A 26,906-nucleotide genomic window follows, 5' to 3' on the forward strand; every position below is an offset into this window, starting at 1 on the left:
GTGGCAGATGGCTGGCCCCCGGTTGATCCCCTCCGCGCTCGTCCTGACAGCGCTGTCCCTCAGCGCGTGCTCCGCACCCACCGGCGTGAGCGGAAGTCAGGAGATCAGCGGCGTCGCCGGACAGGGCGGCGGCTCGGTCACCGGACCGAGCGCCTCCACGCAGTCCAGCGCCCCGCCCGCCTCCACGGCCCTCACACCCGAGGCCTACCGCGGCACGATCCAGGACGCCGGCAAGCCCGTACGCTCCGCCCTGACGGGCATCGGCTCCGCGCGCACACTCAAGACGCTCGACCAGCGCGTGGAACGTGCCGAAACCGCCCTCAACCAGGCCGCCGACGACCTCGCCGCGGTCGCGCCGCCCGAAACGGCCCGCACCCAGCACGACGCCTACGTCGCCAGCCTGCGCGACTTCGCCACCGCCCTCGGCATGACCCGCGGCAAGGTCGGCAGCCGCGACCTCTGTACGGCCCCGGCCGTCTTCACCGACCTGGGCGCCTCCCTCAAGGAACTCGACCGCGCCGGGGCCGCGCTGCAGTCGGCCGGCGACTACCCGGCCGACGTCGTGTCCGTCAAGGCCGCGAGCAAGCTGAACCGGCGCCTGGGCAACGGCTCCTACGTACGGCGCGGCAGCCTCAACGGGCGCAGCTCGCTCCAGATCCACAACGGCGCCCCGCGCGACGCCGTCGTCACCCTCATGCGCGGCAGCTCCCGCGCGTTCAGCGTCTACGTGCGCAAGAAGTCGAAGATCAAGGTGCGCGGCATCCGCGACGGCTCCTACCGGATCTTCTTCACCCACGGTGTCGACTGGGACTCCAAGAAGCGCGCCTTCTCGCGGGAGTGCAGCTTCGAGCGCTTCCAGGAGCGGGTGAGCTTCAAGACCACCTACACGGCCACGCAGATCCTGTGGCACGACTGGCGCATCACGCTCCACGCGATCACCGGCGGCACGGCCAAGACGGGGCCCGTCGACCCCGACGACTTCCCGGGATAGCGGGAGCGGCGGATGGACGTCGCCGTCGCTATCTCGAGTTCGCCGCCCTCACCCGGAGGCCGTCGCCCGATGGTTGATCCCGCATATGTCCTGCTCCTCTCGGAGCTGCCGCCGCCGGTCCGGCCCTGACGGCGTGGGGTGTATGGGAGGCCGGGAGCGAGGTGTTCGCATCCCAGGCCCGTGAGCGCGCGGGAGAGGGCGGCCCGCCTTTTCGGATGCCGATGGTCCTGCGGCGCTGCCGATGCCGGTCGCCCTGGCGGGAGTGGTCAGGCGATGAGCGGGCGTTTGGCGTCGGGCGCGATGTCGTCAGCGTCCGGGTAGGGCCGCGGGTACGGCGCGCCGACGGTGTACCAGGCCGCCAGCGCGTCGGCGAACGCGGCCGCGATGCGGAACTCGCCGCGGGGGTTGGGGTGCGTCCCGTCCCACGTGTGCTCGGCCGCCACGAACTCCGCGTCGGTGTTGGCCACCACGATGGGCGACTCGGGGGTCGACAGTTCGCCCGCGACGGCGCGGATGCGCAGGTTGCACACCGCGACGCGGGTGGCGAACGCGAGGTCGTCGTGCGCCCGCTGCGTGGGCAGCATGGCGCCGACGACGAACCGGAGCGCGGGGGCCGCGCGCCTGGCGTTGGTCACGAACTCCCGCAGGTTCGCCTCGAACGCCTGCGGGTCGACGCCGTACCAGAACAGGTCGTTGATGCCGAGCAGCACCAGCATGTACTCGGGCCGGTGTGCGGCGACCTTGGCCTCGATGGCCGCCTTCTCCAGGAGGTAGGGCCTGCCCCACTGGGCGTCGTGGTCGGTGTCGAAGGCGGGGTCGGCGTAGGTGCGGTCGCCGTCGCCGCACTCCTCGGTGCGGATGTTGTCGAGGTGGTCGCGCGATCCCACCAGGTCGACGGCGACGTCGTGGGCGCACAGGTGCTTCCAGAGCCGGTAACGCCAGGTCCAGTCGCCGCTGCTGCCGTGGCTGATGGAGTCTCCCACGATCATGACGCGGATCTCGGTCACAGGTCTCCCATCACATGGAGCGTCGTCATGACTACTTTAAGTGATGGTAAAGGGCCAACAAAAGAGGAAGGGCGTGGAGCCCTTCCTCTTTTGTTGGAACGTATCAGGACGAGAACAGCATGTTCACCCAGCTGCGCTGCCTGTGGTGGCCGTAGTGGCCGCCGTGGTGAGGGGCGCCCCAGCCGGGGGCGCCGTGGGCCGGAGGGGGTGGCGGGGGAGCGGCGTGGAACTGCGTCTCCATCCGGGTGAGGGTCTCGAGCTCGCCATAGTCGAGGAAGATCCCGCGACAGTTGTCGCACTGCTCGATGTGAACCCCGTTACGCTCATATGTCCGCATATTGCCGCGGCACTTGGGGCACTGCATCTGCTCTCCTTGCCCTCTAGGGGGAATACGTCCTGCGTGGGCCACTATCTCAGGCTTTTCTGAAGCCCGACAATCCTGCCGCACGCCTCGATCAACGATTGCTCCACCTCATCGGGTTCCCGGCCCTCGCGCAGAGCTTTGCCGAGGGCGACGGCGGCGAGCTGGGCGGTGAGCGCGCGGGCGGGCGCGTCGAGGCGCGACCACGGGTCGGCGGCGTCGACGGCGGGCCCACCGGCGGCCAGATAGGCGCCGAGGAATCGTTCCCACACCGACCCCTCCAGCAGTCCGGCGGCATACCAGGCCGCGGGGCGGGCCAGATCCCAGGCGGGGTCGCCCACACCCAGGTCGTCGACGTCGATGAGCAGCCAGTGGGAACGGTGCACGAGCTGGCCCAGGTGCCAGTCTCCGTGGGTGAGCAGCCCGGGGCTCTCGGGGAAGGGCGGCAGGCCTTCGAACGCCTGCCGTACGAGCTTCTCGGCCGGGCTGTCGCCGGTGAGCCGGTTGACGGCGCGCGCCGCCCGGAGCGGTCCACCCGCGGGCGGCAGCGGCGGCAGGGCGCTGAGCGGCACCGCGTGGAGCCGGGCCAGCAGCCTGGCGCCCTCCTCCCACGGCGCGTGCTCGGGATCGGTGACGGGCTGCCCGGCGGGCCACACGGTGACGTTGCGCCCGCTGACCCGCATGACCTCGGCCCTGAGCGGCGCGAGCAGCAGCCCGTGCAGCGGCGCGGAGGCCGCGGCCCGCAGGCGTAGCTCCAGCCCGCCGGGATCCTCGCGGTCGGAGTGCGCCTTGACCACGACCCCGCCTTGGCGAAGTACCATCACGTCCGTACGCGAGGGAAACAGGACAGGCTCTCCGGTGCCGCCGAACGCATCGGCGATCGAGGTCAGTTCATCCTCAAGGCTCACCCATGTAAGGGTATGGGGCATGGAGAGAATCGGGTTCGCCCTGCCGGTCTCGGGGCCGTGGGCCAGGCCGGAGAACGTGCGACGGGTCGCCACGCGCGCGGAGGAGCTGGGCTACGACTCGTTGTGGACCTTCCAGCGGCTGCTGTACCCCGTCGGGCACCAGATGGGCCCGATCTATCGCAGCGTGCACGACCCGCTGATCACGCTGGCGCACGTGTCGGGCCTGACCCGCGAGATCGAGCTGGGCGTGGCCGTGGTCAACGCCTACGTGCCGCCGGTGCTGCTGGCCAAGGAACTGGCCACGTTGCAGACCCTGTCGGGCGGGCGTGTGCTGGCCGGGGTCGGCCTGGGCTGGCTGGAGGAGGAGTTCCAGGCGACCGGCGTCGGCTTCGAGGCGCGGGGGCGGCGCGGCGAGGAGTACGTCGAGCTGCTGCGCGCCTGCTGGAACTCCGACCCGGTGGAGTACAAGGGCGAGTTCTACCAGGTGCCCGCCTCCCATCTGGACCCCAAGCCGGAGACCGCGCCGCCTGTCCTGCTCGGAGGCGCCGCGGAGCGGGCCCTGCGGCGGGCCGGGCGCCTGGCCGACGGCTGGGTGAGCGCCAGCAGGGAGAACCTCGACACCATCGACGAGAAGATCTCCGTGGTGAGGGCGGCCGCCGAGGAGGCCGGGCGCGACCCCGCAACGCTCAGGTTCGTCGTGCGCGGCGTCACCAAGGTGCGCCTGGAGCGGGGCGGCCCGCTGACCGGCACCTACGCCCAGATCGCCGAGGACGTGGCCGAGCTGTTCGCCAAGGGCGTCACCGACGTCTTCCACGACCTGAACTTCGACCCGGAGATCGTCACGGCGTCGCCCACCGAGGCCATGGCCAGGGCCGAGGAGGCGCTGGAGATCCTGGCCCCGTCACGTCCCGGAGAGTTCGGCGCCGAGTGACGCCACGGCGTGCCGCAGCTCCCTGATGCCAGGACGGCCGCGCAGCGGGTGCACGGCGTTGGTCAGCAGCACCACGGTGAGTTCGCGCGAGGGGGAGACGACCAGGGCGGTGCCGGTGAAGCCCGAGTGCCCGAAGCCGTCGTGGAGCGGCCCGACGATCGCCGGGTCGCCGAGCCGTACACCCAGCCCCTGGCGGAAGGGCGCGCCGGTGGCGCCCTGGTCGGCCAGCATCTCCTTGACGGAGGAGGCCCGCAGCACCGGCGAGCCGCCGAGCCTGAGCATCTCCCCGAAGCGCAGCACCTCGCCCGCGGTCGAGAAGATCCCGGCGTGCCCGGCGACGCCGCCCAGCGCCGAGGCGGTCTCGTCGTGCACGGTGCCGCGCACGAAGCCCGACGGACGGCACTCGGTGGCCGCCACGCGGTCCCACGTGGCGGTGGAGGGGCGGAAACCGGTGTCGGCCAGGCCCAGCGGCCCGGTCACGCGCTCGGCGACCAGCACGTCGAGCGGCGCCCCACCGGCGAGCTCCGCGATGCGGCCCACGGTGACCATGCCGACGTCGGTGTAGAGGTACGGCCCGCCGACCGGCTGGGTGATCGGCGTGGAGATGATCAGGTCGAGCTGCTCCTCGACGGACGCTCCCGGGATCTCCAGGTAGGCGCGGCGGGTCGGCTGCAGCCCCGCGGTGTGCGAGAGCAGGTGGCGCAGGGTGATGTGGGCCCGGCCGGCGTAGTGCTCGGGCAGCACGTCGGCCACCGGGGCGTCGAGCTCGAGCCGTCCCTCCTCGACGAGGCCGAGCACCACGCAGGTGGTGAACAGCTTGGTGATGGAGGCCAGGTCGAAGATCGAGTCCTGGTGGACCGGCGGGCGTTCCGCGGCCAGGGTGCCCGAGTCGTCGGCGTAGCGGACCAATTCGCCGGCGGCGGCCTCGGCCACCACCCGGCCGCGCACGCAGATCGCGGCCACCGCGGCCGAGCACACCCCGGCCTCGACGGCCTCGGCGAGCACTGCGGAGAGCGCGGGGTCCACCGGGTCAGCCACCGTTCACCTTCTCCAGGGGCGCGTCGTCGCCCAGCACGTCGCCCAGGCGCTCACCGTGCGACTCCAGCAGCGCCCTGGCGCCCGTCGCGTCGAGCCCGTGCTCGATCATGACGACGGCCACCTTGGCCTGCCCGCCCGCCTCGGCCAGCGCCTGCCGCGCGGTCTCGGCGTCGGCGCCGGTGATGTCGGCGACCATGCGCGCGGCCCGGTCGGCGAGCTTGGCGTTCATCGCCGACACCTCGATCATCTGGTTGCCGTAGGTACGGCCCAGCCGGATCATCGAGATCGTCGAGATCATGTTGAGCACCAGCTTCTGCGCCGTGCCCGCCTTCAGCCGGGTGGAGCCGGTGACCACCTCAGGGCCGACCACCACCTCGATGGCGTGCTGGCTGGCCGCCGACAGAGGCGAGTCGTTGTTGCATGACAACGCGACCGTGCACGCGCCCCTGCGCTCGGCCTCGCCGAGCGCGCCCAGGACGAAAGGGGCACGCCCGCTGGCGGAGATGCCCACGACGGAGTCGAGCGGGCCCACCTCCAGGCGCACCATCTCGGCGGCCCCCGCGCCTGCGTCGTCCTCGGCGCCCTCGACCGACCGGGTCAGGGCGTCGGGACCACCGGCGATGACGCCCTGCACCAGCGAGGGGTCGGTGCCGAAGGTGGGCGGGCACTCGGACGCGTCCAGGACGGCCAGGCGGCCTGAGGTGCCGGCGCCGACGTACAGCAACCGGCCACCGGCGGCCATGCGCGAGGAGATCGCGTCTATGGCGGCGGAGATCGCCGGGATCGCCACGGCGACCGCGACGGGCACGGCGGCGTCGGCCGCGTTCATCATCCTGGCGATCTGCTCAGTCGGCAGCCGATCGATCTGACTGAAGCGCGGATCGCTCTGCTCCGTGGACATCTCGGCAAGCGGATCAACCATGACGCTGATTTTCACCCTTCGGGTTTGGTTTGGCAATAAATTTCAGTCATTATTAACCATGCGAATCGGAGCTGAGCGGCTGGCCGCGAATCCCGCCCTGGTCAAGGGCGAGCGCATCGGCCTGATCACCAACCCCACCGGCGTGCTGCCGGACCTCACCCCCACTCCGCTGGCGCTCCTGCGCACGGGCCTGCCCGTCGTGGCGCTGCTGGGCCCCGAGCACGGCCTGAGAGGCACGGCCCAGGCGGGGTTCACCGAGCAGGACACCAGGGATGCGAGAACAGGTCTGCCCATCCTGGAGACGTATCAAGCCGATCCCCGTGAGGTGCTGGAACGTGCCGGGCTCGACACGCTCGTCTTCGACATCGCCGACATCGGCACGCGCTTCTACACCTTCATCTGGACCATGTACGACTACATCCAGGCCGCGCGCGAGCTCGGCATCGGCTTCGTCGTGCTGGACCGGCCCAACCCCCTGGGCGGCGACACCGCCGAGGGCCCGCTGCTCGACCCGGCCTTCGCCAGCTCGGTGGGCAAGGCGCCCATCCCGATCAGGCACGGGCTCACCGCCGGCGAGCTGGCCCTGCGCTTCGACCCGGGCATCCAGGTGATCGAGCTCGAAGGCTGGAGCAGGCGGATGCGCCACGCCGACACCGGACTGCCGTGGATCATGCCGAGCGTCAACATGCCCACGCCCGACACCGCCTTGGTCTACCCGGGCACCGGCCTGCTGGAGGGCACCACCTTCTCGGAGGGACGCGGCACCACCAGGCCGTTCGAGCTGATCGGCGCGCCGTACGTCGACGACCGCTTCCTGCCCGCGCTCCAGGCCCTGCGCCTGCCCGGCGTGCGCTTCCGCGAGGTGTGGTTCACCCCGACCTTCCACAAGCACGAGGGACTGACCTGCCGGGGCGTGCAGCTGCACGTCACCGACGCCCTGGCGTTCCGTCCCGTGCTGACGGGCGTGTCGATCCTGCACACCGTCCGCGATCTCTACCCGCGAGACCTCGACTGGTGGGGGCCCGACCGCTTCGCCCAGCACCTGTGGGGTTCCGACACGCTCCTGGACGACGACGCCCGCGAACGGTGCGGTGAACCCGCCCTCCCCGATGGCCACCTGCTCTACCCCAGCTCGCGCCGGTAGAGCCAGAAGACACGTTCGGCACGGGCGCCGACCGCTCTGGAGTAGAACCGGAGCGGTCCCACCCAGCCGATCTGGGCCTGCGCCTGGCCGGCCGCGCGCTGCTCGGCCAGGCAGCGGCGCAGCAGCACCCCGCCCAGCCCCAGACCCTCGGCCCGCGGAGAGGTCCCCATGGGACCGAACCACTCGGGACGCGCGCCCCACGCCGCGAAGGCGACGACCTCGCCGTCGCGCATCGCGTAGTGCAGCCCGGCGGCGTGCTCGGCCTCCCAGGCCCAGAAGCGGTTCCACGTGTCGTGGACGAACGCCAGGACCCGCTCGTCGGCCCCGCTGTGCAGGGTGACGCCGGGCACCTCCTCGTCGGCGAAGGGCAGCGACAGATCGGCCGTCATGTTCCAGGCGGTGTGGTAGCGCTCGTAGCCCAGCCGCTCGGCCAGGCACGCGGCCGCCGTGTAGCGCACGTCGATGCCGGGCCACGCGTAGCAGGGCGGGTTGCCGGCGAAGCGTGCCTCGCGCGCGCCCTGCCCGCGCAGCCACTCCTCCGCCTGCCGTACCAGCTGCTTGCCCAGCCCGCGTCCGCGCGCCTGCGGCTGTACGGCCAGCAGGTCGAGGTGACCGATGGCCGGGTCCCGATGCGACAGCGAGGCGAAGGCCACCCCGCCCTCGATGTCGAAGCGCTTCCACACGCGGTCGGCCGGAGGGCTGGACAGATGCTTGACCAGCGCCTCGATCTGCCCCGGATCGAACTCCAGCGTCTCCGTCATACGCCGCTCATCGGCCGGGCCACGACATCGCGTCGCTCGGGGTAGAAGCACGCGTGCTCCTGCGGCACGCCCTCGGAGCGGCCGAGCGCGGGCAGCTCGGAGGTGCAGCGCTCGGTGTGGAAGGGGCAGCGGCGGGCGAACAGGCAGCCGCCGTCGGACAGCGACTCGTCGAGGCCGGACAGCGGCACGACGGGCTGCGTGCCGGGCTGCTCCAGGCCGTGCAGCACCGGGATGGCCGACAGCAGCGACTGCGTGTAGGGGTGAACGGGGTCGGAGATGACCGTGTCGACCTTGCCGTGCTCGATGACCTGGCCGCGGTAGATGACGTACAGGTCGCCGTCGTCGCCGATGTAGCGCGCGGTGGCCACGTCGTGGGTGATGAACAGCACCGCGACGCCGAGGCGCTCGCGCAGGTCCTTCAGCAGCGCCAGGATGCCCAGCCGCAGCGAGACGTCGATCATCGAGACCGCCTCGTCGGCGACCAGCATCTCCGGGTCGACCGTCAGCGCGCGGGCGATGACGACACGCTGGCGCATGCCGCCCGACAGCTGGTGCGGGTAGCGCCCCAGCACCGAGCCGGGGTCCAGGCCGACCAGGGAGAGCACCTCGGAGGCGCGCTCGTCGATCCACTTGCCGTCGCGCCCGGTCTGCCTGGCCCGCAGCCTGAGCGGCGCCTGGAGCGTCTGGAAGATCGTCCGGGTCGGGTTCAGCGCGGAGTACGGGTCCTGGTGGATCATCTGGATGCGCCGGAAGTACGGCTGGCGCGCCTTGGGCTTGAGCGACGACATCGCGACGTCGTCGATGACGATCTCGCCCTCGTCGTGGGTCTCCAGCCCCGCGATGATGCGGCCCAGGGTGGTCTTGCCGCAGCCGGACTCGCCGATGAAGGAGGCGGCGCCGCCCTTGGGGATGGAGAAGTCCACCCCGCGCAGCGCTCTGACCTCCCGTTTGTCGAGCACGTTGCCGCGCTGCTTGAACGTCTTGACGATGCCTGTGCCAGTGATCACAGTGCCTCCTTCGTCGGCACCGCGATCAAGATGCTGTGCCCATTGGTGATCTCGCTTCGCTCGATCACGCGTGCTCCTTGACCTTCACTGCATGGCAGGCGACGATCCGCGTGCCGTACGCCTCGGCCGCCGGGTCGACGGTGTCGCAGACGTCCATGCGCAGCGGGCAGCGCTCGCGGAAGACGCATCCCTCGGCGGGCACGGTGGCCAGCGTGGGCGGGCGGCCCGGCAGGGCCTGCGCCTCGTCGATGTCGCCGGTCAGGCGGGGGATGGCGCGGATCAGGCCGCGCGTGTACGGGTGCTGCGGCGAGGCCAGGACCTCGCGCGTGGGCCCCTGCTCGACCAGGCGCCCGCCGTACATGACCGCGAGCCGGTCGGCCACCTCGGCCACGACGCCGATGTCGTGGGTGATGACCAGCGTGGTGAGCCCGCGCTCCTCGTGCACCTCGCGGATGATCTTCAGGATGGTCGACTGGGTGATCATGTCCAGCGCGGTCGTGGGCTCGTCGAGCACGACCAGATGGGCGTTGAGCACCAGGGCCAGCATGATGCCGACCCGCTGGCGCATGCCGCCCGACAGCTCGTGCTGGTGCGAGTCGAGCACCCGCGCGCCGTCCAGGCCCATCCGGCCCAGCAGGTCCTTCGCATCGCGCACCAGGCCGCGCAGGTCCTCGACGCCGTGCGAACGGCCCAGGTCGAGCAGCTGCTTGCCGACCGTCTTGAGCGGGTTGAGAGAGTTCTGCGCCGCCTGGAAGACATAGCCGATCTGCGAGCCGCGCACCCGCCTGATCTGCTCGGCGGCGAACTCGACGACGTTGCCGATCTCGTCGATCTCGACGCTGCCCGCCGCGATCCTGCCGGGTGGCTGGACCGCGTTGAGCAGGCTCAGCGCCAGCGTGGACTTGCCGGAGCCGGACTCGCCGACGATGCCGGTGATCGTGCCCGGCGGCAGCTCCAGGCTGACGTTCCGTACGGCGGGCAGGTTGTTGTAGGTGACGGTCAGCCCGTCGATGCGCACTCCCGGCGCTTGCTTCGACACGCTCATTACTCCTCGCGCAGCCGGGGGTTGAAGATCTCGTCCATGGCGTCGACGACGAGGACGATGCCCAGGGTGAGCAGCAGGATCGCCAGCAGCGGGGCCAGCAGGTACGGCAACGCCGCCGTGGTGGTCATGGCGCCCCCGCCGAAGACGGCGAGGTTGAGCATGACGCCCCAGTTGTCGGCCTCGTAGGGCAGCACGCCCAGGAAGAACAGGCCGACCTGCGCGTAGACCGCTCCGGTCACCGCGACCAGCATGTTCATCGCGATGTAGGGCGCCATCGTCGGCAGCAGCTCCTTGCCCACGATGTGCGTCGTGGACAGGCCCAGGCCGCGCGCCGCCTCGATGAAGCCGCGCTCGCGCAGCGACAACGTCTGCGAACGCACCGCCCGCGCCACGCCGCCCCAGCCGAGCAGGCCCAGGACCAGGCCCATCTCGATGGCGCTGCCGAACGACCAGACGGTCGACAGCACCAGCAGCAGCGGCAGCCCGGGGATGGTCAGCTTCATGTCGGTCAGCCGCATGAGGACGGTGTCCCAGCGGCCGCGCTTGAAACCGGAGAACAGGCCGAGGCCCGCTCCCACCACCACCGTGATCACGCCGGTGACCAGGGCCGACAGCAGGACGTACCGCGAGCCGATGACCAGCTGCGCCCAGACGTCCTTGCCCTGCCCGTCGGTGCCGAACCAGTGCTCCCAGCTGATGGGGGCGTACTTGGCGTTGGGGTCGTACGGCAGGTTCTCGGGATAGAACAGCGGCCCGATCACCGCCATGACCGTGAAGCCGAGCAGGATGACCACTCCGGCCATCCGGCTGGGCTTGCGCTTCATGACCCGCCACACCCCGCGCCAGAAGTTGCGGCGCATCGATGCGGTCGAGGTCTCCAGAATCAGTTCGCTCACTGGCGCACCCGCGGGTCGATGACGGTGTAGAGCAGGTCGGCGAGGATGTTCGCGACCACGATCGCGACGGTGATCAGCAGGAAGGCCCCGCTCATCAGCGCGTAGTCGCGGTTGGTGACGCTGTCGATCAGCTTCAGGCCCAGCCCCGGATAGTTGAAGATCCGCTCGATGAAGACCGCTCCGGCGAACAGCAGGCCCAGCGACAGGGCCAGGATCGTGAACAGCGGCAGGATCGCGTTGCGCGCCACGTAGCGGAAGATGATCGACCGCTTCATGCCGCGCAGCTCGCTGGCCAGGATGAAATCGTCGCCGAGCACGGTGACGACGCTCGACTTCATGGCCAGCACCCAGCCGCCGTAGCTGGCCAGCGCGTAGGTGAGCACCGGCAGCGCGGCGTGCCTGATCAGGGTCCCGATGTACTCCGGCGTGAAGCCGGGCTCGATCAGGATGTCGGCCACGCCGCCCTCGGAGGGGAACCAGCCGAGCGAGGTCGCGAAGATCGCCGCCAGCAGCAGGCCGAGCACGTACTGGGGCACGCCGTGCAGCAGCGAGCCCGAGATGGCCAGGATGTCGCCCAGCTTGCTCGAACGCCGCAGCGCCGCGTAGACGCCCAGGATCACGCCCACCAGGAAGCTCATCAGGATGCCGAGCAGCACGGGTAGAACGGTCCACTTGGCCGATTCGGTCAGGACCTCGGTCACCGGTTGCCCGGCGTGCAGGGTCGAGGTGCCCAGGTCGAAGGTGGCAAGGCCGGCCAGGTAGTCGACGTACTGGCTCCACATCGAGCCCGTCGGCTGGAAGCCGTAGATGACCTTGACTTCCTGGGCGGCGGCCACCGGGTCTGCGCCCGCGGCCACCTTCATCTCGAGAGCCGCCTTCATCGGGTCGCCCGGGATGTTGCGGACGATGAAGAAACTGATGGTGGCGACGACCAGGATCATGACGAGCCCGCGGGCCAGGTGGCCCGCGAGCTTTTTCAGAACAACCGTCATGAAACTACGACTTCGCCTTCACCAGGCCGAGCTGGATCCACACGCCGTGGGGCAGGCGCAGCAGGTCGCTGTCGTCGGCGGGGAAACCGGTGAAGCGGGTCGTGTTCTGGAACTGGGTGTTGACGTAGTCCCAGAGCTGGATCACCGGCAGGTCGGCGTTGGCGGTCTTGGCCAGCTGCAGCATCAGCGCCTTCTGCTCCTCGGGGGAGACGGCGTTGAGCTTGGCGGTCAGCTCGCCGGGGTTGACCTTGCCCAGGCCCTCGACCTCGACCTCTTCTTTGCTGCCCATCCAGTTGCCGTTCTTGCCGGGCGCGTTGTGGGTGACCTTGCCACCGATGTTCGCCCAGCCGTTGGCGGCGCCGTAGATGCGCTGGAAGATGTTGTACGGCGCCGGGCCCAGGCCGATCAGCCAGAAGCCGGTGTCGTACTTACCCTCGGCCATCTCGGTCTGGTACAGCGGGAAGTCCGCGGTCGTCACGACCTCGGCGTCCACGCCGGCCTTGATGAGCTGGTTCTTGATGTTCTCCTGGGCGGCGACCCAGTCGGAGAATCCGGCCGGGGCGTGCATGGAGACCTTCCACGGCTTGCCGTCGGCCAGGGTCCACTTGTCGCCGCTCTTCTTCAGACCGGCGGCCTTGAACTCCTCCTCGGCCTTGGCCACGTCGGTGGCGAAGGGCTCCAGGTTGCCGAGCTCGGCGCCCAGCCACTCGGCGGCGGCCTTCTGGTGGATGCCGCTGGTGGTGACGGCGGCGGTGCCGCCCTCGGGCGAGGCGATCTGGGTGACTTCCTCGCGGTTGATCAGGTAGGCCAGGCCGCGGCGCACGTGCACGTTGTCGTAGGGCGCCTTGGACTGGTTGAACGCCAGGCCGACGACCACGGGGGAGTAGCCCTTGATGACCTGGTTGCCGGCGGTGGCCTTGATCTTGGTCATGGTGTCGGCGGGCACGGCCACGAACGGCGAGCTGTCGAGCTTGCCCTGGATCAGGTAGTTCCAGACCTGCTCGTTGCCGGTGAAGTTGAGCAGCTGCACCTTCTCGGGCGCCACGTTGGCGGCGTTGTAGAAGTGCGGGTTCTTCTTGAGCAGCGCGGCGCTCGCGTTGACCCGCTCCAGCACGTACGGCCCGGCGGACAGGTCCTGTCCGGGGTTGTGCGCGATGATCTTCTTGCCGAGCTCGGTCAGGTAGGTCCTGGCGGCCTCGGCGTCGGCGCCCTCGGTGCGGGCGGCCTTGATCTTGTCCCAGATGTCGGCGCCGACGACGCTCGACCAGAGCTTGGCCGGGACGACCGGGGTGTCGAGCACACCACGGGCGAACGTCGTCACGGGGTTGGCCATGTCCTGGGTGACCTTGATGGTCTTGTCGTCCACGACCGTCACCTCGGAGGCGGAGCCGGCGGCGCCGGGCACCTGGGTGAAGGCGGTGTTGCCCTGGGTGTAGGCGATCGCGATGGAGAGCTTGACGTCCTCGGCGGTCACCGGGCTGCCGTCAGACCACTTGTTGTTGGGCTGCAGCTTGATGGTGACCGAGGAGTTGTCCGTCGCGATCTCCCAGCTCTCGGCGATGCCGGGGTAGAACTGGTTGGGGTCGGTCAGGTGGTTCTTGACCCAGGCAAGCTTCATGGCGTTGTAGCCGCTGAAGCTGTTGCCCTTCGGGGCGAACGGGTTCGCCGGGCCCGCCGGGTCGATGCCCGGCTTGTTTCCGTCGACCGTCGTGTAAACGGCTGCCGCCGCGGCGGCTCCGCCGGTGGCAGCGGGCTTGTTGTCCGTGCTGCTACACGCCGAGACGGCGGCCATACCGAGCAGCGCCACAACGGCTGCTAGTCGCTTCATGCTCCGCTCCGAGGGGGGGACCTTGAGATTTGACCCCGACCGTATGGTCAAGCGGAGCGTGCGTCAATAATCTCCAGCGACTGTGAAGCTAATGTAACTTTCCTTCATGGCCCCCGGTGGTGGCGCTCGGCTCCATTCATTCAACCAGCAGCGCACCTGCGCTCCTACGCGATGTCCTCCCACGGGACCTCGTCGTAGAGCCTGATCGCCTCCTGCGCCCGCGATGGCATGGGCAGATCGTCGACGCGGCCGACGGGGGAGACGCCCCAGGAGTTGCAGACGAACACCTCGGGGAAGTGGCGCAGGTCGCGCGGCTTCAGCGGCCGCCGGACGTGGGGGGTCTCGCGGTTGAGGAGCCGCATGGTGATGCCCTCCAGCATCGGGGCGTCGGGCCAGACCAGGCGTTCGCCGTCGAAGCAGCCCAGGTTCGTCACCGCGCCCTCGACGATGTGGCCGTCGGCGGTGGTCAGCAGTACCTCGTCGAAGCCGTCGTGCCTGGCCCGCCTGGCCAGGTGGGCTTGGGGGAAGCCGCCGCCGTGCTTGACGTCGGGGAGGAAGCGCTGAAATTGCACGCTTTTCAAGGCTCTGGGTGATTTATCGGCATCTACCGGGGCGCCCGTGGTGACGATCACGTGCTCGTCCACCACGTGGACGCGCACCGAGGCGTCCTCGCCGGTCACCGCCAGGCGGAGCGAGTCGAGCACCAGGCGGGTGTCGAGACGCGTGCCGTACAGCTGGGCAGTGGCCCGCTCCAGGCGGGCCAGGTGCAGGTCGAGGCCCTTGGCGCGGCCGCCGCGGACCTGCAGGGCGGTGAAGTGGCCCATCCTGGCGGCCAGCGCCAGGGCCACGTCACCGCCCTCGGCCGGACGGCCGTCGACGACAGAGGTCATCGCCCCAATCTAGACGGCGGCCGTCGCCTTCAGCCTGGTCGCGGCCAGGTTCGCGTACAGCGCCGCCCCGTCGGCGAGCACTCCGTCGTCGAACTGGGCCTCGGGGGAGTGGTTGTAGGCCGCGGTCGCCGGATCGCGGTCCGGCGGGCAGGCGCCCAGGAAGATGAAGGCGCCCGGCACCTGGTCCAGGACGTACGAGAAGTCCTCCGCGCCCATGATCGGCTTGGGGGTGATGAAGAAGCGGCTCTCGCCGAACATCTCGGTCGCCAGGTTCGCCGCGAAGCCCGACTCGCTCTCGGCGTTGGACGTCACCGGGTAGCCGCCGTCGACCCACGCGTCGACGGTCACGCCGTGCGCCTCGCCGACACCCTTGAAGACCTCCAGCAGCCTGCGGTTCACCCTCTCGCGCACGCTCTTGCTGAAGGTCCTGATCGTGCCTTCGAAGAAGACGTCGTCAGGGATGATGTTGTCCTTGGTGCCCGAGTGGAAGTTGCACACGCTCACCACGACCGGCTCGAACGTGTCGAACTCACGCGTCACCATCGTCTGGATCGCCGACACCATCGCGCACGCCGCGGGGATCGGGTCGAGCGCCGCGTGCGGGGCGCTGCCGTGCCCGCCCCTTCCGATCACCTTCACGTGGAAGGTGTCGGCCCCGGCCATCAGCGGGCCGCCCCTGGTGTTGAACAGGCCGGTCGGGTACAGCGCCGAGGTCACGTGCATGCCGTACGCGGCCACGACCCGCTCGCCCGCGGCGTCGAGCACGCCCTCCTCGATCATGTAGCGGGCGCCGTGGTCGCCCTCCTCGCCGGGCTGGAACATGAAGACCACGTCTCCGGCCAGTTCCTCGCGCCGCGCCGCCAGCAGATGTGCCGCCCCCGCCAGCATCGCGGTGTGCAGGTCGTGCCCGCACGCGTGCATCCTGCCCTCGTGCTGGGAGATGTACGGCAGGTCGTTGCGCTCGGTCACCGGCAGCGCGTCCATGTCGCCCCGCAGCAGCACCGCCGGACCCGGGCGGCCGCCGCGCAGCACCGCGGTCACCGAGCTGAGGGCGGTTCCGGTGGTGATCTCAAGCGGCAGCCCGTCGAGAGCGCTCAGCACCTTCTCCTGGGTCACAGGCAGATGCAGGCCGGTCTCTGGCGTCTGGTGCAACGAGTGCCGCAGCTGGACGAGGTCTTCGTGGAGATCCTTGGAGGCTTCAGTGAAGGACATGGAAGACATTCTTCACATCCCGCTCGCGAAGTCGACATCCGATGCTCTGTAGGCTTTCCCTGTGACGGAGCGTGAGCGTATCGACAGTTGGCTGTCCGACATGGACGGCGTCCTCGTTCATGAGGGCCACCCGGTGCCCGGGGCGGACGAGTTCATCAAGCGCCTGCGAGACTCGGGCAAGAACTTCAGGGTGCTCACCAACAACTCCACCTACACCCCGCGCGACCTGGCCGTACGGCTTCGCGCCGCCGGGCTGGAAGTGCCGCCGGAGTCCATCTGGACCTCCGCCCTGGCCACCGCCCAGTTCCTCGACGACCAGCGCCCCGGCGGCTCCGCCTACGTCGTCGGCGAGTCGGGGCTCACCACCGCCCTGCACGACATCGGCTACGTCATCACCGACCTCGACCCCGACTACGTCGTCCTCGGCGAGACGCGCACCTACAGCTTCACGCAGATCACCCGCGCCATCCGGCTCATCGAGAACGGCGCCCGCTTCATCGCCACCAACCCCGACCCCGTCGGGCCGTCGTCCGAGGGCTCCCTCCCGGCCACCGGCGCCGTGGCCGCGCTCATCACCAAGGCGACCGGGGTGGAACCCTACTTCGTGGGCAAGCCGAACCCGATGATGATGCGGACCGCGGTCAACATGATCGGCGGGCACAGCGGGACGACGGCGATGATCGGTGACCGGATGGACACCGACATCGTGTGCGGCATGGAGGCCGGGCTGTACACCATCCTGGTGCTCACCGGGGTGATGCAGCGCGAGCAGATCGAGCGTTACCCGTTCCGGCCCTCGCTGGTGGTGAACTCGGTGGCGGACCTCATCGACCTGGTCTGACGGCGCGCGCCGGGGCGGCGCCGTCCTGCCGGTGGTAGAGGTCGCGCAGCAGGGAGATCTCGGCGCCGTGATGGATCAGCTCCCTGTTGACGTGCAGGACGATGCCCTCCATGGGGAACCGCTCCGGACCCGCCGCGGGCGGATGGTCCAGGTCGGCGTCCGACAGTTGGCGGACGCCCGCGTTCCACCTGCCGTACATCTCATCGAGCTGCTTCAACGCCTCGTCGGCACTGCCAGCGTAGGGGTAGGCCTGGAAGTCGATGTCCTGGCCGCCGAAGTGCCATCCGACCCGGTAGCCCAGGCACGAGACGATGACGTGCGCCAGCCGCCAGGCGATCGTCGTCACCGGCGCCGGCACCGGGTCGGGGGAGGCGTACTCCATCGCCCAATCCCCGGAGCCCGCCGACAGCGGTGCTGTCGAGGTGCCACGGGGGCGGATGCTCCAGCAGCCCCGTACGGGCTCCCAGAAGTACTCCTCGTCGGTGAGCCCGTGCAGCCGTGGCCGCAGGTTCCGGTCCCAGTGCCGGTCCAGCTGGTCCGCGAGTCGCTCGCTTCTCGTCATTTTCGGCACACTACAGACAACGGGGCGAAAACCGCCTCCGCAGGACCTGCCGGCCTGACTACCCCTCAGGACACAGCACCGCCTTTGCCGCCCGGTCGACGGCGGCCCCGAGTGCGAAGTAGTCCTTCACCCGCAACGTGGCCGACACGGCGAACTGCCGGCGCCCGTCGGCCGTCGAGTACGTCACCGCCATGAACCCCGGCGCGTTCCCCGCCGCCACCCGCACCGGCAGCGCGTCGCCGCACAAGCCGCCACCGACGGGGCCGCCCCCGTCCCCGCCCCCCGGTCCGTCCGGTCCGCCCGGCAGTGTGCCCTGGTGCAGGGCCCGGTGGAAGCGCGCCATGTCGTCACTCGTCGAGATCACGCCTCCCGCGGCTCCTCCGTAGCTGGCGTTCTGCCGGTCCACGTCGACGAGGGCGCCCTGCGCGTCGGGCAGGTAGCCGTGCCCGTGCGGGCCCTTGACGCCCTGGGGCGGCCGGGTGGGCAGGTAGCTCCGCGTCATGCCGAGGGGCTGGAAGACGCGCTGCGCGAAGGCGTCGGCCAGGCTCGTCCCGGCGAACCTCTCGATGATCATGCCGAGCAGCACGTAGTTGGTGTTCGAGTACGCGAACCTCTCGCCGGGCGCGCCCGTGCGGGGCAGGTCGCGGGTGGCCGCCACCAGCTCCTGGGGGCTGTAGTAGGTCGTGAAGTCGAAGTCGTCGAACCTGCCCGACTGCCAGTAGTCGGGGATGCCCGAGGTGTGCCTGAGCAGCTGCCGTACGGTGATCTGCGCGGCGGCCGGCACCAGCTCGCCGACCGGGAGCAGGTCGGCGAGCTTGTCGTCGAGGCCGAAGCGGCCCTCCTGGGCGAGCTGGCCGACGATCGCGGCGGTCATCAGCTTGGTTTGCGAGCCGACGCGGTAGCGGGCGCCGGAGGGGATCCTGCCGCCCTTGCCGCCGGCCAGGCGGGAGCCGGCCGAGCCGTGGCCTGCCCGCCTGCCGTCGACGTAGAGGGCGCCGATGGCGCCGACCACGCCGCTGTCGCGCGCGAGGGTGTCCAGGGCCCGCTGGACGTCACCGTCGCCGGCGTGGGCGGGCGGAGCGACGGTGCACAGAGTGAGCAGGGTGAGCAGGGCGGTCGAGGACAGGGCCGTGGCGAGTCTTCTCATGTTGATCCTCCGTTGCGGCGGGAGAGCCGGTGAGGATCATGGTCGGAGGACGGGCGCTAGATCCGGATAAGCACGTCAGGGCTGCCTGCCGCCGAAGGCGGCGATCCTGTCGTAGAGCGGGGCGTCGTCGGGGACGGTCACCTCGGGCCCGATGTGGTAGCCGTCCGCCTCGTTGCCGCGAAACTCCGGCCGGATGTTGTCGTGGCTCCACGCCAGCGCGGCCGCACCCACCTCCGGGTCGAGGTCGGTCGGACGGCCGGTGGCGGTGGCCAGGTCCCAGGCGTGGACGGCCAGCTCGGCGATCTGCTGCCCGGCGGTCCACTCCGCCGTCACCTCGGCGTACGGCAGCTTGATCATGCGGTCGGCGACGCCGGGGTCCCGCCAGGCCTGGCGCAGCTCTCCGGCCGAGGCGCGGAACGCCGCCGGCCAGTCATCGCCCAGGAAGTCCTCGCCGGTCTCCTTGCGCTCGCCGCCGGCGGTGACGACGGCGAAGTAGTGGACCTCGCCCACGATGTGGTTGGCCAGTTGCCGGACGTCCCACGCCCGGCACGGCGTCGGCAGGTGTTCCTGCTCCGGCGTGATGCCGTCGAACAGGCGCTGGATCTGGTCGAGTGCACGCTCCATGATCTCCACGAAGCGCCACTTTACGGGCCCATCAGGTAGTCGCGCAGCACGATCGCCTGGTTGTGCTCGGTGTCCCTGGCGGCGTACAGCAGCGTCACCGGACCAGCGGCGGCCGCCTCGCGCAGCGGGCGCACGGCGTCCGGATGCCGGTCGAGTTCCTGGCGGTAGCGGCGCGAGAACTCCTCGAAGCGGGCCGGATCGTGCGCGAACCACGTGCGCAGCTCCGCCGAGGGCGCCACGTCCTTCAGCCAGCCGTCGACGTGCAGCTCCTCCTTGCTCATCCCGCGCGGCCACAGCCGGTCGACGAGGTAGACGGCGCCCTCGGCGGGCCGGTGGTCGTAGACGCGCTGGGTGTGGACGGGGCCTGTCATACGTCCTCCTCAGGAGACCTCACGACGGCGACGGGGTGCTGACCGGGACCACCGGGACCCGGACGGTGACCGACCCGGCCCTGGGGAACCGGAAGGTCACCGGGATCGGCGTCGCGCCCAGCTGCCGGTTGACGCCCTGGAGCTCGAGGAAGCTCCGGCCGCCGCCCTTCTGCATGGACACCTGCCCCCTGGCGGGCACGACCACGCGCAACGGCTGCACCACGGCCCCCGAGGCGTCCCGGTAGACGACCTGCTGCACCTCGGTGGTGCTGACGGAGTCGAGCACCTGCTCCACGTCGCCGTCGTTGAAGATCGTCACGTACAGCGGCAGGTTGCCGCCCACCTGCTGCTGGTCCATGGGCGGCGCCTCGATGGTGAGGTGCACGAGCCTGACCGACCCGATCTTGGCGTCGACGTGGTTGCTGCGCCAGTCGTCGGGACCGCGCGTGGAACCGCATCCGACGAGCGCGACCGCGCAGGCCGCGGCGAGGAGCGCCGCTTTCATGATCACACCCCGTCCCGCTCGAACGGGCACGTCATGCAGTGTGCCCCGCCGCGTCCCTTGCCCAGTTCGAAGCCCTCGATCTCGATGACCTCGACGCCGTGCTCACGCAGCTTGCGGTTGGTGAACTGGTTCTTGTGATAGCCCACGACCACCCCGGGAGCCAGGGCGAAGAAGTTGTTGCCCGAGTCCCACTGCTCGCGGGCCTGCTGGAAGTCGTCACCGCCGGTCGGGATGACCTCCAGCCTGCTCAGCCCGAGCGCGTCCTCCAGCGCGCCGACGAAGCTCGCGTCCTGGTGCACCTCCAGCGTCCCCGGCTTGTCGCCGGGCCGTAGCGAGTAGGTCGTCGCGGTCTCCAGGAACGGCGGGTAGGCGGTGGCCTTGTCGGCGTCGAGGAAGGTGAAGACCGTGTCGAGGTGCATGTAGGAGCGGCGCTTGGGGACGTTGACCGCCAGAACCCGCTCGGCGGCGCCGGCGGCGAACAACGACAGCGCGATGTGCTCGATCGTGCGGGCGGTGGTGCGCTCGCTGAGCCCGATGGCGACGGCCTTGTTGCCGATCGGCATCATGTCGCCGCCCTCCATCGCGGCGGTGCCGTAGTCCTCCTCGTGGAAACGGTCGTCCTCGCCGGAGTCGGGGTACCAGAAGGCGAACTCCTCGTGGGCGAACATCGGGTGGTGGTGGTAGATCGTCGACTGGTTCATCGTCTCCAGCAGGCGGGCGTGGTAGAACATCGGGTTCAGCGACACGCCGCCGTACAGCCAGGCCGAGGGGTCGCGCTGGTAGAGCGAGTTGGGCAGCGGCGGCAGGATGAACTCGCCCTGGCCGGAGGCGGCGGCGACCAGGGAGCGCGTGTCCAGGTCCGCCGTGCCGTACTCCTGCTTGGTGAGCCCGCCGATCAGGTGCTCGGCCAGCTTGGCGCCGCTCCAGCCCGCCAGGGTCTCGCGCACAGTGTCGACCATCGCGGGCCCGACCGTCAGATGGGTGACGGCACGCTCGATGGCCTCCTGCTTGGCCTCGAAGCTCGCGTCGAGCGCCTCGGCCAGCAACTGCTGGTGGTAGAAGACCTCGACGCCGCGTTCGCGCATCATCGCCACGAAGGCGTCGTGCTCGCGCTGGGCCTGCTCGACCCAGAGGATGTCGTCGAACAGCAGCCGGTCGTTGTTGGTCGGGGTGAGCCGCTTCATGCTCAGCTCCGGCCGGTGCACGATGACCTTGCGCAATGTGCCGACCTCGGAGTGCACTCCGAAAGACATGTCAGCATCCCTTCCGATCAGATGGTGATGAGGCCGGTGGCCAGACCGGCGATCCCGGCCACGGCACCGGCCGCGACCAGGACGAACAGGGCAAGCTCGGCGGGTGAGAAGATCCGCCCGCCGCGTTCGCGGCGGGTCATGACGAACAGCACCGTCCCCGGCGCGTAGACGATGCACGACAGCAGCAGGAACTCCAGCCCGGCGGCGAAGATCAGGAACGCGGTGTAGATGACGGCGAGCACGGCGACGACGAGCTCGCGCCCGCGCCCGCCCGCGATCTTGAGGGCGTAGCCGGCGGCCAGCAGGTACGGCACCAGCGACAGGGAGCTGCACAGCTTGAGCGTGAAGGTGAAGGCGTCGTCGGAGAAGAGCGTGGTGGCCAGAACAGCGGTGATGAGCGCGCTGGTCAGCACCAGGGCGGCCACCGGAGCCCCGTGGGCGTTCTCCCGCCGCAGGAAGCGCGGCATGTCGTCGTCCTTGGCCGCGACCACCAGCACCTCGGCGGCCATCAGCGTCCAGGCCAGGTAGGCGCCCAGGACCGAGACGATCAGCCCGATGCCGATGAAGGCCGCGCCCCAGGAGCCGACCACCGACTCCAGCACCCCGCCCATGGACGGCTGGCGCAGCTCGGCGAGCTCCGCCTGGGGCAGCACGCCGTACGACAGGATCGAGACGGAGGCGAACAGGGCCAGCACGCTCACGAATCCCAGGACGGTGGCCTTGCCGACGTCCTCGCGACGGCGCGCGTAGCGTGAGTAGACGCTCGCCCCCTCGACGCCGAGGAAGACGAAGACGGTGACCAGCATGGTCGCCCTGACCTGGTCGGCCAGGCCTTCGCTGCCGCCCCACCAGTTGGCGCCGAACGTGCCCCCCTTGAAGGCGATGGCGATGATCACCACGAACAGCAGGATCGGCACGAGCTTGGCCACGGTGACGATCCGGTTGATCGCCGCGGCCTCCTTGACCCCACGCGTGATCATGTAGTGGAAGGCCCACACGCCGGCGGCCGAGACGACGACCGCCAGGATCGTGTTGCCCTCGCCGAAGCTCGGGACGACCGCGCCGATCGTCGACTTGATCAGCACCCAGTACGACACGTTGCCGACGCAGGCGCTGGCCCAGTAGCCGAAGGCGGAGAAGAAGCCGGGGAACTCGCCGAACCCGGCCTTGGCGTAGGCGTACACGCCCGCGTTCAGATCCGGCTTGCGTACGGCCAGCGTCTGGAAGACGAAAGCCAGCATCAGCATGCCGAACCCGGCGATCGCCCAGGCGATCATCGCGCCGAACACCCCGGTGGCCTGCGCGAAGTTGCGCGGCAGCGAGAACACACCCGCTCCCACCATGCCGCCGACGACCATGGCGGTCAGCGTCGGCAGGGAGAGTTTCCCGGAGGTGGAGGTCTCAGTCGGTGTCGCCATCGGGGACCTCCACGCGTTCGATCTTGAAGCCGGTGAAGCCGTACACCACACTCAGCAGCGGGCTGAAGATGTTGAAGAAGCAGAACGGCAGGTAGGCGAGCGTGGGCACGCCCAGCACCGCTCCCATGAACGCGCCGCACGAGTTCCACGGCACCAGCGGAGAGGTGACGGTCCCCGAGTCGGCGGTCAGCCGCGACAGGTTGGTGGGAGCCAGGCCTCGGCGCGCGAACTCGGCGCGGAAGACCCGCGCGGGCAGCACCAGGGCGATGTACTGGTCACCCGCGATGACGTTGAGCCCGAACGCCGAGGCGAAGACGGTCAGGAACAGCCGCCCCGTGCCCTTGGCCGCCTTGACCAGCGGATCGATGAGCCGGTTGATCAGCCCGAACTCCTCCAGGATCGTGCCGAAGGTGACCGCGCCGATGATCAGCCACAGGGTCAGCAGCATGCTGACCATGCCGCCTCGCGACAGCAGCTGGTCGATGTCCTGGATGCCCGACGACATCTGGAAGCCCGTCGCCATCGCCTGCCAGACGGCCTTGATCGGGTTGTCGGAGAAGGCCTGCGTGACCTGGGGCTGGGTGAAACAGCCCAGCACTCCGGCGAACAGCGCCGCGGCCATCAGGGCCAGCGGCGCCGGGGCCTTGCGCACCGACAGGTAGACCAGCAGGACCAGCGGCAGCAGGTTGATCGGAGTGATCCAGTAGATGTCGCTCAGCGCGGTCAGCTCGGAGGTCGTCTCGGCCTCCGTCGCCCCCGGCGGACCGGTCAGGCCGATCACCAGGAAGAGCACGAAGCCGAGGGCGAAGGCCGGGATGGAGGTCCACGCCTGCCGTTTGATGTGTTCGTAGACGTCGACCTTGACCAGCTGGGCCGTCAGCACGGTCGTCTCCGACAGCGGCGAGAGCTTGTCGCCGAGGTAGGCGCCGGAGATCACGGCTCCCGCGGTGATCGCGGTGGAGACGTCGAGCATGGTCGCGATGCCGACCAGCCCCACCCCGATGGTGCCGGCCGTGGTCCACGAGCTGCCGATCGACATGGCGATGATGCCGCAGATGAGCGCGCAGGCGGCGTAGTACCAGCTCGCCGACAGCACCTGGATGCCGTAGTAGACGAGGGTCGGGATGGTGCCCGACAGGTTCCAGGCGCCGATGAGCGCGCCGACCGACAGCAGGATGAAGATGGCGCTGGTGACGGAGGAGACGGCGCGTTTGCTGCTCTCCTCGACCTCGGCCCAGCTGTGGCCGTTCTTCATCACCACCAGGGCCGCGACCATGACACACAGGATCAGGGCGACCTGGACGGGCCCGTCGAGCGCGTCGAGCCCGAAGACGGCGAGCGAACCGGCGATGAGCACGACCAGCGTGATCATCGGGATGAGGGCGTCCACCACCGACGGAGGGCGGGGACCCCCGCCCTCGCCTGCCATGCCCGCCATGCCCGCCCCCTCCCCGCGCCGCGCGCGACGCCTTCGGGGGTGATGGACACCTTCCTATCAGCAAGATCGGGGAATCACCACAAAGCATGGTTATGGGAAGTTTTGCGGAGAAGCGCTGGTCGGGCAGGTTTACCCACGGGCCGCGTCCGCGCGCGGCCAATCCGCGCGGAGCCGGTCACCCGCTGCCGCGTCAGGCGACCTCAGAGGGCTCGGCCCAGCCGCAACAGCAGACCGGTGTGATTGTCGTCGCTGTCGCTGTCGCTGTCGCTGTCGCTGTCGCTGTCGCTGTTGTCGCGTCGCTCCCACGAGCGCACCGGCCAGGCCTTCGCGGGCATCCTCGTGCCCGCCCCCGTCGTGTACGCCCCCACCTCGACCAGCACCCCGTGCGGCCCGGCGAGCAGCTCCGCCCCCACCTCGACCCCGTCGCCGAACCTCACGTGCAGCGCGGCGGGCATGGGCTCGTCCAGCCCGTCCACCCGCATGACCGCACCGGGAAACAGGTGCGTGTGATCGACCCAGGCCGAACAGGGCCCGCCAGAACCAGTCGCGGCCATCATCCGCCGCTCAGCCGAGCCCGACGGAGGCCGAGGTGATCCGCGCGGAGTCGCGCACATGCTCGCACGCCACCGCCACCGCCACCGCCACCGCGACCGCCGCCGCCGCCGCGACCGCCGCCGCCGCCGCGACCGCCGCCGCCGCCGCGACCGCCGCCGCCGCCGCGACCGCCGCCACCGTCGTCGTCGCTGCCACCGCCCCCACCGCGACCACCGTCGCCGCCACCCTCGCCACCGCTGGGTCGGTCTCTCGCTCGCTGATGCGGCGGTGCTTGCGTTCGCCCGTGGCTCCTCATCGTGCCCCCTGGATCCACCAACCCTCCACAGCCACCATGACACACCTGCGGGGTTGAACCCCCTCAGGCCGAGGCGTAGCGTGAACGCATGACTAGATTTCGAATCCGGTCATGAGAGCCGACATCATTCTCGACGCGGCGGGCGAGCTCCTCGTCCGCCACGGCTACCGGCGTGTCACGGTCGAGGACATCGCCGCCCGCGCCCGCGTCGGCAAAGGCACCGTCTACCTGCACTGGCGCACCAAGGTCGAACTCTTCGAAGCCCTGATGCTGCGAGACTCCATCGACTTCGTCGACGAACTCGTCGACCTGCTGCGAGCGGATCCCACCGAGGTGCGGCCGCATCGTTTCGCCAGGGCGTCGTTCCTCGCCATCTGCCGGCGGCCCCTGCTCAAGGCGCTGCTCACCACCGACTTCGACCTGCTCGGCAAGCTCGCCCACCACCCGATGCGCAGCCACGACCTGCTGGCCGCCGGTCGCATCCACGATACGGCCATGCGATTCGCCCTGCTGCGCACCGACGTGCCGCATCTGCCGTACGTGCTCAACGCCTCCCAGATCGGGTTCTACCTGTTCGACGGCGGCGAGAGCGCGGAAGAACCGCTGTCGGAGGAGGCCAGGGCCGACGCGCTGGCGTTCACCGTACGGCATGCGTTCGAACCGGCGGACGAGCCGCCCCCCGAGGCTCTCACGGCCGCGGCGGCCGAATTCGTCGCGATCTTTCAGGAGCTGATCCCGCCCTACCGCAAGTGGATCTACGAGAGAGGGAAGAGCGATGACTGACCTCGCCACCCGCTACAACATCCCCGGCCAGCACTTCTGGCTGCACGGACCGCGATCCGGGCCCGCCGTCGAGTTCGACGCCCAGACCGGCATGTGGAGCGTCTACGGCTACCCCGAGGCGCACGACATCCTCGGCGACCCCGAGACGTTCTCCTCCAACACCCTGCGACTGCTCCCCAAGGGCATGGTGCCCGACAGCGAGGAGTTCTCGATGGAGGGCTTCATCACCCAGATCGACCCGCCCCTGCACGGCAAGCTGCGCAAGCTCGTCAGCAGCGCGTTCACCAGGAAGGTCGTCGCCGACCTCGAACCGCGCATCGCCGAACTCACCCGCGAACTCCTCGACGCCGCCAAGGAACGCGGGCACCTCGAGCTCGTGACCGACCTGGCCTACCCGCTGCCCGTGATCGTCATCGCCGAACTGCTCGGCGTGCCCACCAGCGACCGGGACCTGTTCAAGCAGTGGGCCGACGCGCTCTTCCAGCGTGACGCCAAGTTCTCGCTGTCGGAGCCCGCCGAGACCCAGCAGATGGACGCCGCGATCAAGCCGTGGAAGGAGATGACCGCCTATCTGGCCGCCCACGCTGCCGAGCGCCGTGCCCACCCGCGCGCCGACCTCATCACCCGCCTCGTCGAAGCCGAGGTCGACGGCGAACGCCTGCCGGACGACCAGGTCGTCAACTTCGCGATGACGCTGCTGCTGGCCGGGCACATCACCACCACGATGCTGCTCGGCAACACCGTGCTCTGCCTGGACGCCTTCCCCGACCAGCAGGCGCGCGTCATGGCCGACCGGAGCCTGGTGCCCCATGCCATCGAGGAGTCGCTGCGGCTGTTCACCCCCTTCGCCGCCGTCAGCCGGGCGACCCGGCGCGAGGTCACCGTGGGGGAGGCGACCATTCCGGCGGACCAGATGATGCTCGTCTGGCTGGCCGCCGCCAACCGCGACCCGCGGCAGTTCGCCGACCCGGAGACCTTCGACCTCGGACGTGACCCCAACCCGCACGTGGCCTTCGGGCGCGGGGTGCACTTCTGCCTGGGAGCGCCGCTGGCACGCCTGGAGGGGAGGGTGGCGCTGGACATCTTGCTGGACTACTTCGGGCCGTTGCGGGCGGCGGAGGGGGTGGAGATGATCCCGACGCCGACGATGACGGGAGTGCGGCGCTTGGCCCTGGCCTGAG

The 26,906-nt window shown here is 70.0% G+C and carries 29 protein-coding genes; 6 read left to right on the top strand and 23 right to left on the bottom strand.

Translation table 11 applies throughout. The features are described 5' to 3' along the window. Nucleotides 1-7 precede the first annotated feature (7 nt). Complete coding sequence (locus tag HNR30_RS08845; RefSeq protein ID WP_181609265.1) at nucleotides 8-991, top strand: hypothetical protein; 984 nt, start codon at nucleotides 8-10, stop codon at nucleotides 989-991. A 266-nt stretch (nucleotides 992-1,257) separates the two neighbouring features. Here HNR30_RS08845 and HNR30_RS08850 read toward each other — a convergent pair whose 3' ends face one another. From HNR30_RS08850 to HNR30_RS08860, 3 genes are all read right to left on the bottom strand, one after another. Next, a complete protein-coding gene (locus HNR30_RS08850; RefSeq protein WP_181609266.1) occupies nucleotides 1,258-1,998 on the bottom strand; it encodes an SGNH/GDSL hydrolase family protein in 741 nt (246 codons plus the stop codon). Between the two features lie 103 nt (nucleotides 1,999-2,101). After that, on the bottom strand, nucleotides 2,102-2,362 hold the full coding sequence (locus tag HNR30_RS08855; RefSeq protein WP_181609267.1) for a TFIIB-type zinc ribbon-containing protein: 261 nt from the start codon (nucleotides 2,360-2,362) through the stop codon (nucleotides 2,102-2,104). 44 nt (nucleotides 2,363-2,406) lie between these two features. Further along, nucleotides 2,407-3,267, bottom strand: a complete 861-nt coding sequence (locus HNR30_RS08860) for a phosphotransferase family protein (RefSeq protein WP_312894295.1) — start codon at nucleotides 3,265-3,267, stop codon at nucleotides 2,407-2,409. A 19-nt stretch (nucleotides 3,268-3,286) separates the two neighbouring features. Here HNR30_RS08860 and HNR30_RS08865 point away from each other — a divergent pair, with 19 nt between their 5' ends. After that, complete coding sequence (locus HNR30_RS08865) at nucleotides 3,287-4,198, top strand: TIGR03619 family F420-dependent LLM class oxidoreductase (RefSeq protein ID WP_181609269.1); 912 nt, start codon at nucleotides 3,287-3,289, stop codon at nucleotides 4,196-4,198. Here HNR30_RS08865 and HNR30_RS08870 read toward each other — a convergent pair. Together HNR30_RS08870 and murQ are read right to left on the bottom strand one after the other, a co-directional pair. Then, the gene (locus HNR30_RS08870) at nucleotides 4,169-5,236 is read right to left on the bottom strand and encodes a serine hydrolase domain-containing protein (RefSeq protein ID WP_312894296.1); all 1,068 of its coding nucleotides are present in this window, start codon (nucleotides 5,234-5,236) and stop codon (nucleotides 4,169-4,171) included. The two genes, HNR30_RS08865 and HNR30_RS08870, sit on opposite strands and share 30 nt — an antisense overlap. Then, nucleotides 5,229-6,158 (bottom strand): N-acetylmuramic acid 6-phosphate etherase, encoded by a 930-nt coding sequence (murQ, locus tag HNR30_RS08875; protein ID WP_181609270.1) that lies wholly within the window; start codon nucleotides 6,156-6,158, stop codon nucleotides 5,229-5,231. The genes HNR30_RS08870 and murQ overlap by 8 nt, the downstream gene beginning before the upstream one ends. A 58-nt stretch (nucleotides 6,159-6,216) precedes the next feature. Between murQ and HNR30_RS08880 the strand changes: the two genes are divergently transcribed. Further along, nucleotides 6,217-7,302 (top strand): exo-beta-N-acetylmuramidase NamZ family protein, encoded by a 1,086-nt coding sequence (locus HNR30_RS08880; RefSeq protein WP_181609271.1) that lies wholly within the window; start codon nucleotides 6,217-6,219, stop codon nucleotides 7,300-7,302. Here HNR30_RS08880 and HNR30_RS08885 read toward each other — a convergent pair. From HNR30_RS08885 to HNR30_RS08920, 8 genes are all read right to left on the bottom strand, one after another. Next, nucleotides 7,281-8,063, bottom strand: coding sequence for a GNAT family N-acetyltransferase (locus tag HNR30_RS08885; RefSeq protein ID WP_181609272.1), 783 nt, complete (start codon nucleotides 8,061-8,063; stop codon nucleotides 7,281-7,283). The two genes, HNR30_RS08880 and HNR30_RS08885, sit on opposite strands and share 22 nt — an antisense overlap. Then, complete coding sequence (locus tag HNR30_RS08890; RefSeq protein WP_181609273.1) at nucleotides 8,060-9,070, bottom strand: ABC transporter ATP-binding protein; 1,011 nt, start codon at nucleotides 9,068-9,070, stop codon at nucleotides 8,060-8,062. The genes HNR30_RS08885 and HNR30_RS08890 overlap by 4 nt, the downstream gene beginning before the upstream one ends. 64 nt (nucleotides 9,071-9,134) lie before the next feature. Beyond that, nucleotides 9,135-10,115, bottom strand: coding sequence for an ABC transporter ATP-binding protein (locus HNR30_RS08895; protein WP_181609274.1), 981 nt, complete (start codon nucleotides 10,113-10,115; stop codon nucleotides 9,135-9,137). Then, complete coding sequence (locus HNR30_RS08900) at nucleotides 10,115-11,011, bottom strand: ABC transporter permease (protein ID WP_312894297.1); 897 nt, start codon at nucleotides 11,009-11,011, stop codon at nucleotides 10,115-10,117. The genes HNR30_RS08895 and HNR30_RS08900 overlap by 1 nt, the downstream gene beginning before the upstream one ends. Beyond that, nucleotides 11,008-12,003 (bottom strand): ABC transporter permease, encoded by a 996-nt coding sequence (locus tag HNR30_RS08905; RefSeq protein ID WP_181609275.1) that lies wholly within the window; start codon nucleotides 12,001-12,003, stop codon nucleotides 11,008-11,010. Before HNR30_RS08905 ends, HNR30_RS08900 begins: the two co-directional genes overlap by 4 nt. 4 nt (nucleotides 12,004-12,007) lie before the next feature. Continuing rightward, nucleotides 12,008-13,831, bottom strand: a complete 1,824-nt coding sequence (locus HNR30_RS08910) for an ABC transporter substrate-binding protein (protein ID WP_181609276.1) — start codon at nucleotides 13,829-13,831, stop codon at nucleotides 12,008-12,010. Between the two features lie 164 nt (nucleotides 13,832-13,995). Continuing rightward, a complete protein-coding gene (locus HNR30_RS08915; RefSeq protein ID WP_181609277.1) occupies nucleotides 13,996-14,721 on the bottom strand; it encodes an aminotransferase class IV in 726 nt (241 codons plus the stop codon). A 9-nt stretch (nucleotides 14,722-14,730) separates the two neighbouring features. Further along, nucleotides 14,731-15,933, bottom strand: coding sequence for a M20 metallopeptidase family protein (locus HNR30_RS08920; RefSeq protein WP_181609278.1), 1,203 nt, complete (start codon nucleotides 15,931-15,933; stop codon nucleotides 14,731-14,733). A 100-nt stretch (nucleotides 15,934-16,033) separates the two neighbouring features. Between HNR30_RS08920 and HNR30_RS08925 the strand changes: the two genes are divergently transcribed. Continuing rightward, nucleotides 16,034-16,774: an HAD-IIA family hydrolase gene (locus HNR30_RS08925; protein WP_220133465.1), complete on the top strand. Its 741-nt coding sequence runs from the start codon at nucleotides 16,034-16,036 to the stop codon at nucleotides 16,772-16,774. Here HNR30_RS08925 and HNR30_RS08930 read toward each other — a convergent pair. The 10 genes from HNR30_RS08930 to HNR30_RS08975 form a co-directional block, all read right to left on the bottom strand. Then, entirely contained in the window at nucleotides 16,758-17,336 is a 579-nt protein-coding gene (locus HNR30_RS08930; RefSeq protein ID WP_181609280.1) for a DinB family protein, read from the bottom strand. The two genes, HNR30_RS08925 and HNR30_RS08930, sit on opposite strands and share 17 nt — an antisense overlap. Nucleotides 17,337-17,394: 58 nt before the next feature. Then, nucleotides 17,395-18,483 (bottom strand): serine hydrolase domain-containing protein, encoded by a 1,089-nt coding sequence (locus HNR30_RS08935; protein WP_181609281.1) that lies wholly within the window; start codon nucleotides 18,481-18,483, stop codon nucleotides 17,395-17,397. Nucleotides 18,484-18,558: 75 nt separating this feature from the next. Then, on the bottom strand, nucleotides 18,559-19,107 hold the full coding sequence (locus HNR30_RS08940) for a TIGR03086 family metal-binding protein (protein ID WP_220133384.1): 549 nt from the start codon (nucleotides 19,105-19,107) through the stop codon (nucleotides 18,559-18,561). Nucleotides 19,108-19,127: 20 nt separating this feature from the next. Beyond that, entirely contained in the window at nucleotides 19,128-19,478 is a 351-nt protein-coding gene (locus HNR30_RS08945; RefSeq protein WP_181609283.1) for a DUF488 domain-containing protein, read from the bottom strand. A gap of 19 nt (nucleotides 19,479-19,497) precedes the next feature. Continuing rightward, the gene (locus tag HNR30_RS08950; protein WP_181609284.1) at nucleotides 19,498-19,983 is read right to left on the bottom strand and encodes a copper chaperone PCu(A)C domain-containing protein; all 486 of its coding nucleotides are present in this window, start codon (nucleotides 19,981-19,983) and stop codon (nucleotides 19,498-19,500) included. Between the two features lie 2 nt (nucleotides 19,984-19,985). Continuing rightward, a complete protein-coding gene (locus tag HNR30_RS08955) occupies nucleotides 19,986-21,236 on the bottom strand; it encodes an arginine deiminase (protein WP_181609285.1) in 1,251 nt (416 codons plus the stop codon). A gap of 17 nt (nucleotides 21,237-21,253) precedes the next feature. Further along, nucleotides 21,254-22,654: a basic amino acid/polyamine antiporter gene (locus tag HNR30_RS08960; protein ID WP_181609286.1), complete on the bottom strand. Its 1,401-nt coding sequence runs from the start codon at nucleotides 22,652-22,654 to the stop codon at nucleotides 21,254-21,256. Beyond that, nucleotides 22,638-24,092, bottom strand: coding sequence for a Na+/H+ antiporter NhaC (nhaC, locus tag HNR30_RS08965; protein ID WP_181609287.1), 1,455 nt, complete (start codon nucleotides 24,090-24,092; stop codon nucleotides 22,638-22,640). Before nhaC ends, HNR30_RS08960 begins: the two co-directional genes overlap by 17 nt. A gap of 200 nt (nucleotides 24,093-24,292) precedes the next feature. Beyond that, entirely contained in the window at nucleotides 24,293-24,574 is a 282-nt protein-coding gene (locus tag HNR30_RS08970; RefSeq protein WP_181609288.1) for a hypothetical protein, read from the bottom strand. Nucleotides 24,575-24,656: 82 nt separating this feature from the next. Next, a complete protein-coding gene (locus tag HNR30_RS08975) occupies nucleotides 24,657-24,872 on the bottom strand; it encodes a hypothetical protein (protein ID WP_181610049.1) in 216 nt (71 codons plus the stop codon). A 181-nt stretch (nucleotides 24,873-25,053) separates the two neighbouring features. On the opposite strand from HNR30_RS08975, the gene HNR30_RS08980 reads away from it, so the two are divergent. Then, nucleotides 25,054-25,725: a TetR/AcrR family transcriptional regulator gene (locus HNR30_RS08980; protein WP_181609289.1), complete on the top strand. Its 672-nt coding sequence runs from the start codon at nucleotides 25,054-25,056 to the stop codon at nucleotides 25,723-25,725. After that, entirely contained in the window at nucleotides 25,718-26,905 is a 1,188-nt protein-coding gene (locus tag HNR30_RS08985) for a cytochrome P450 (RefSeq protein WP_181609290.1), read from the top strand. Before HNR30_RS08980 ends, HNR30_RS08985 begins: the two co-directional genes overlap by 8 nt. Nucleotide 26,906 lies beyond the last annotated feature (1 nt).

The sequence above is a fragment of the Nonomuraea soli genome (genome assembly GCF_013761175.1).
In the GTDB taxonomy this organism is placed as follows: Bacteria; Actinomycetota; Actinomycetes; order Streptosporangiales; family Streptosporangiaceae; genus Nonomuraea; species Nonomuraea soli.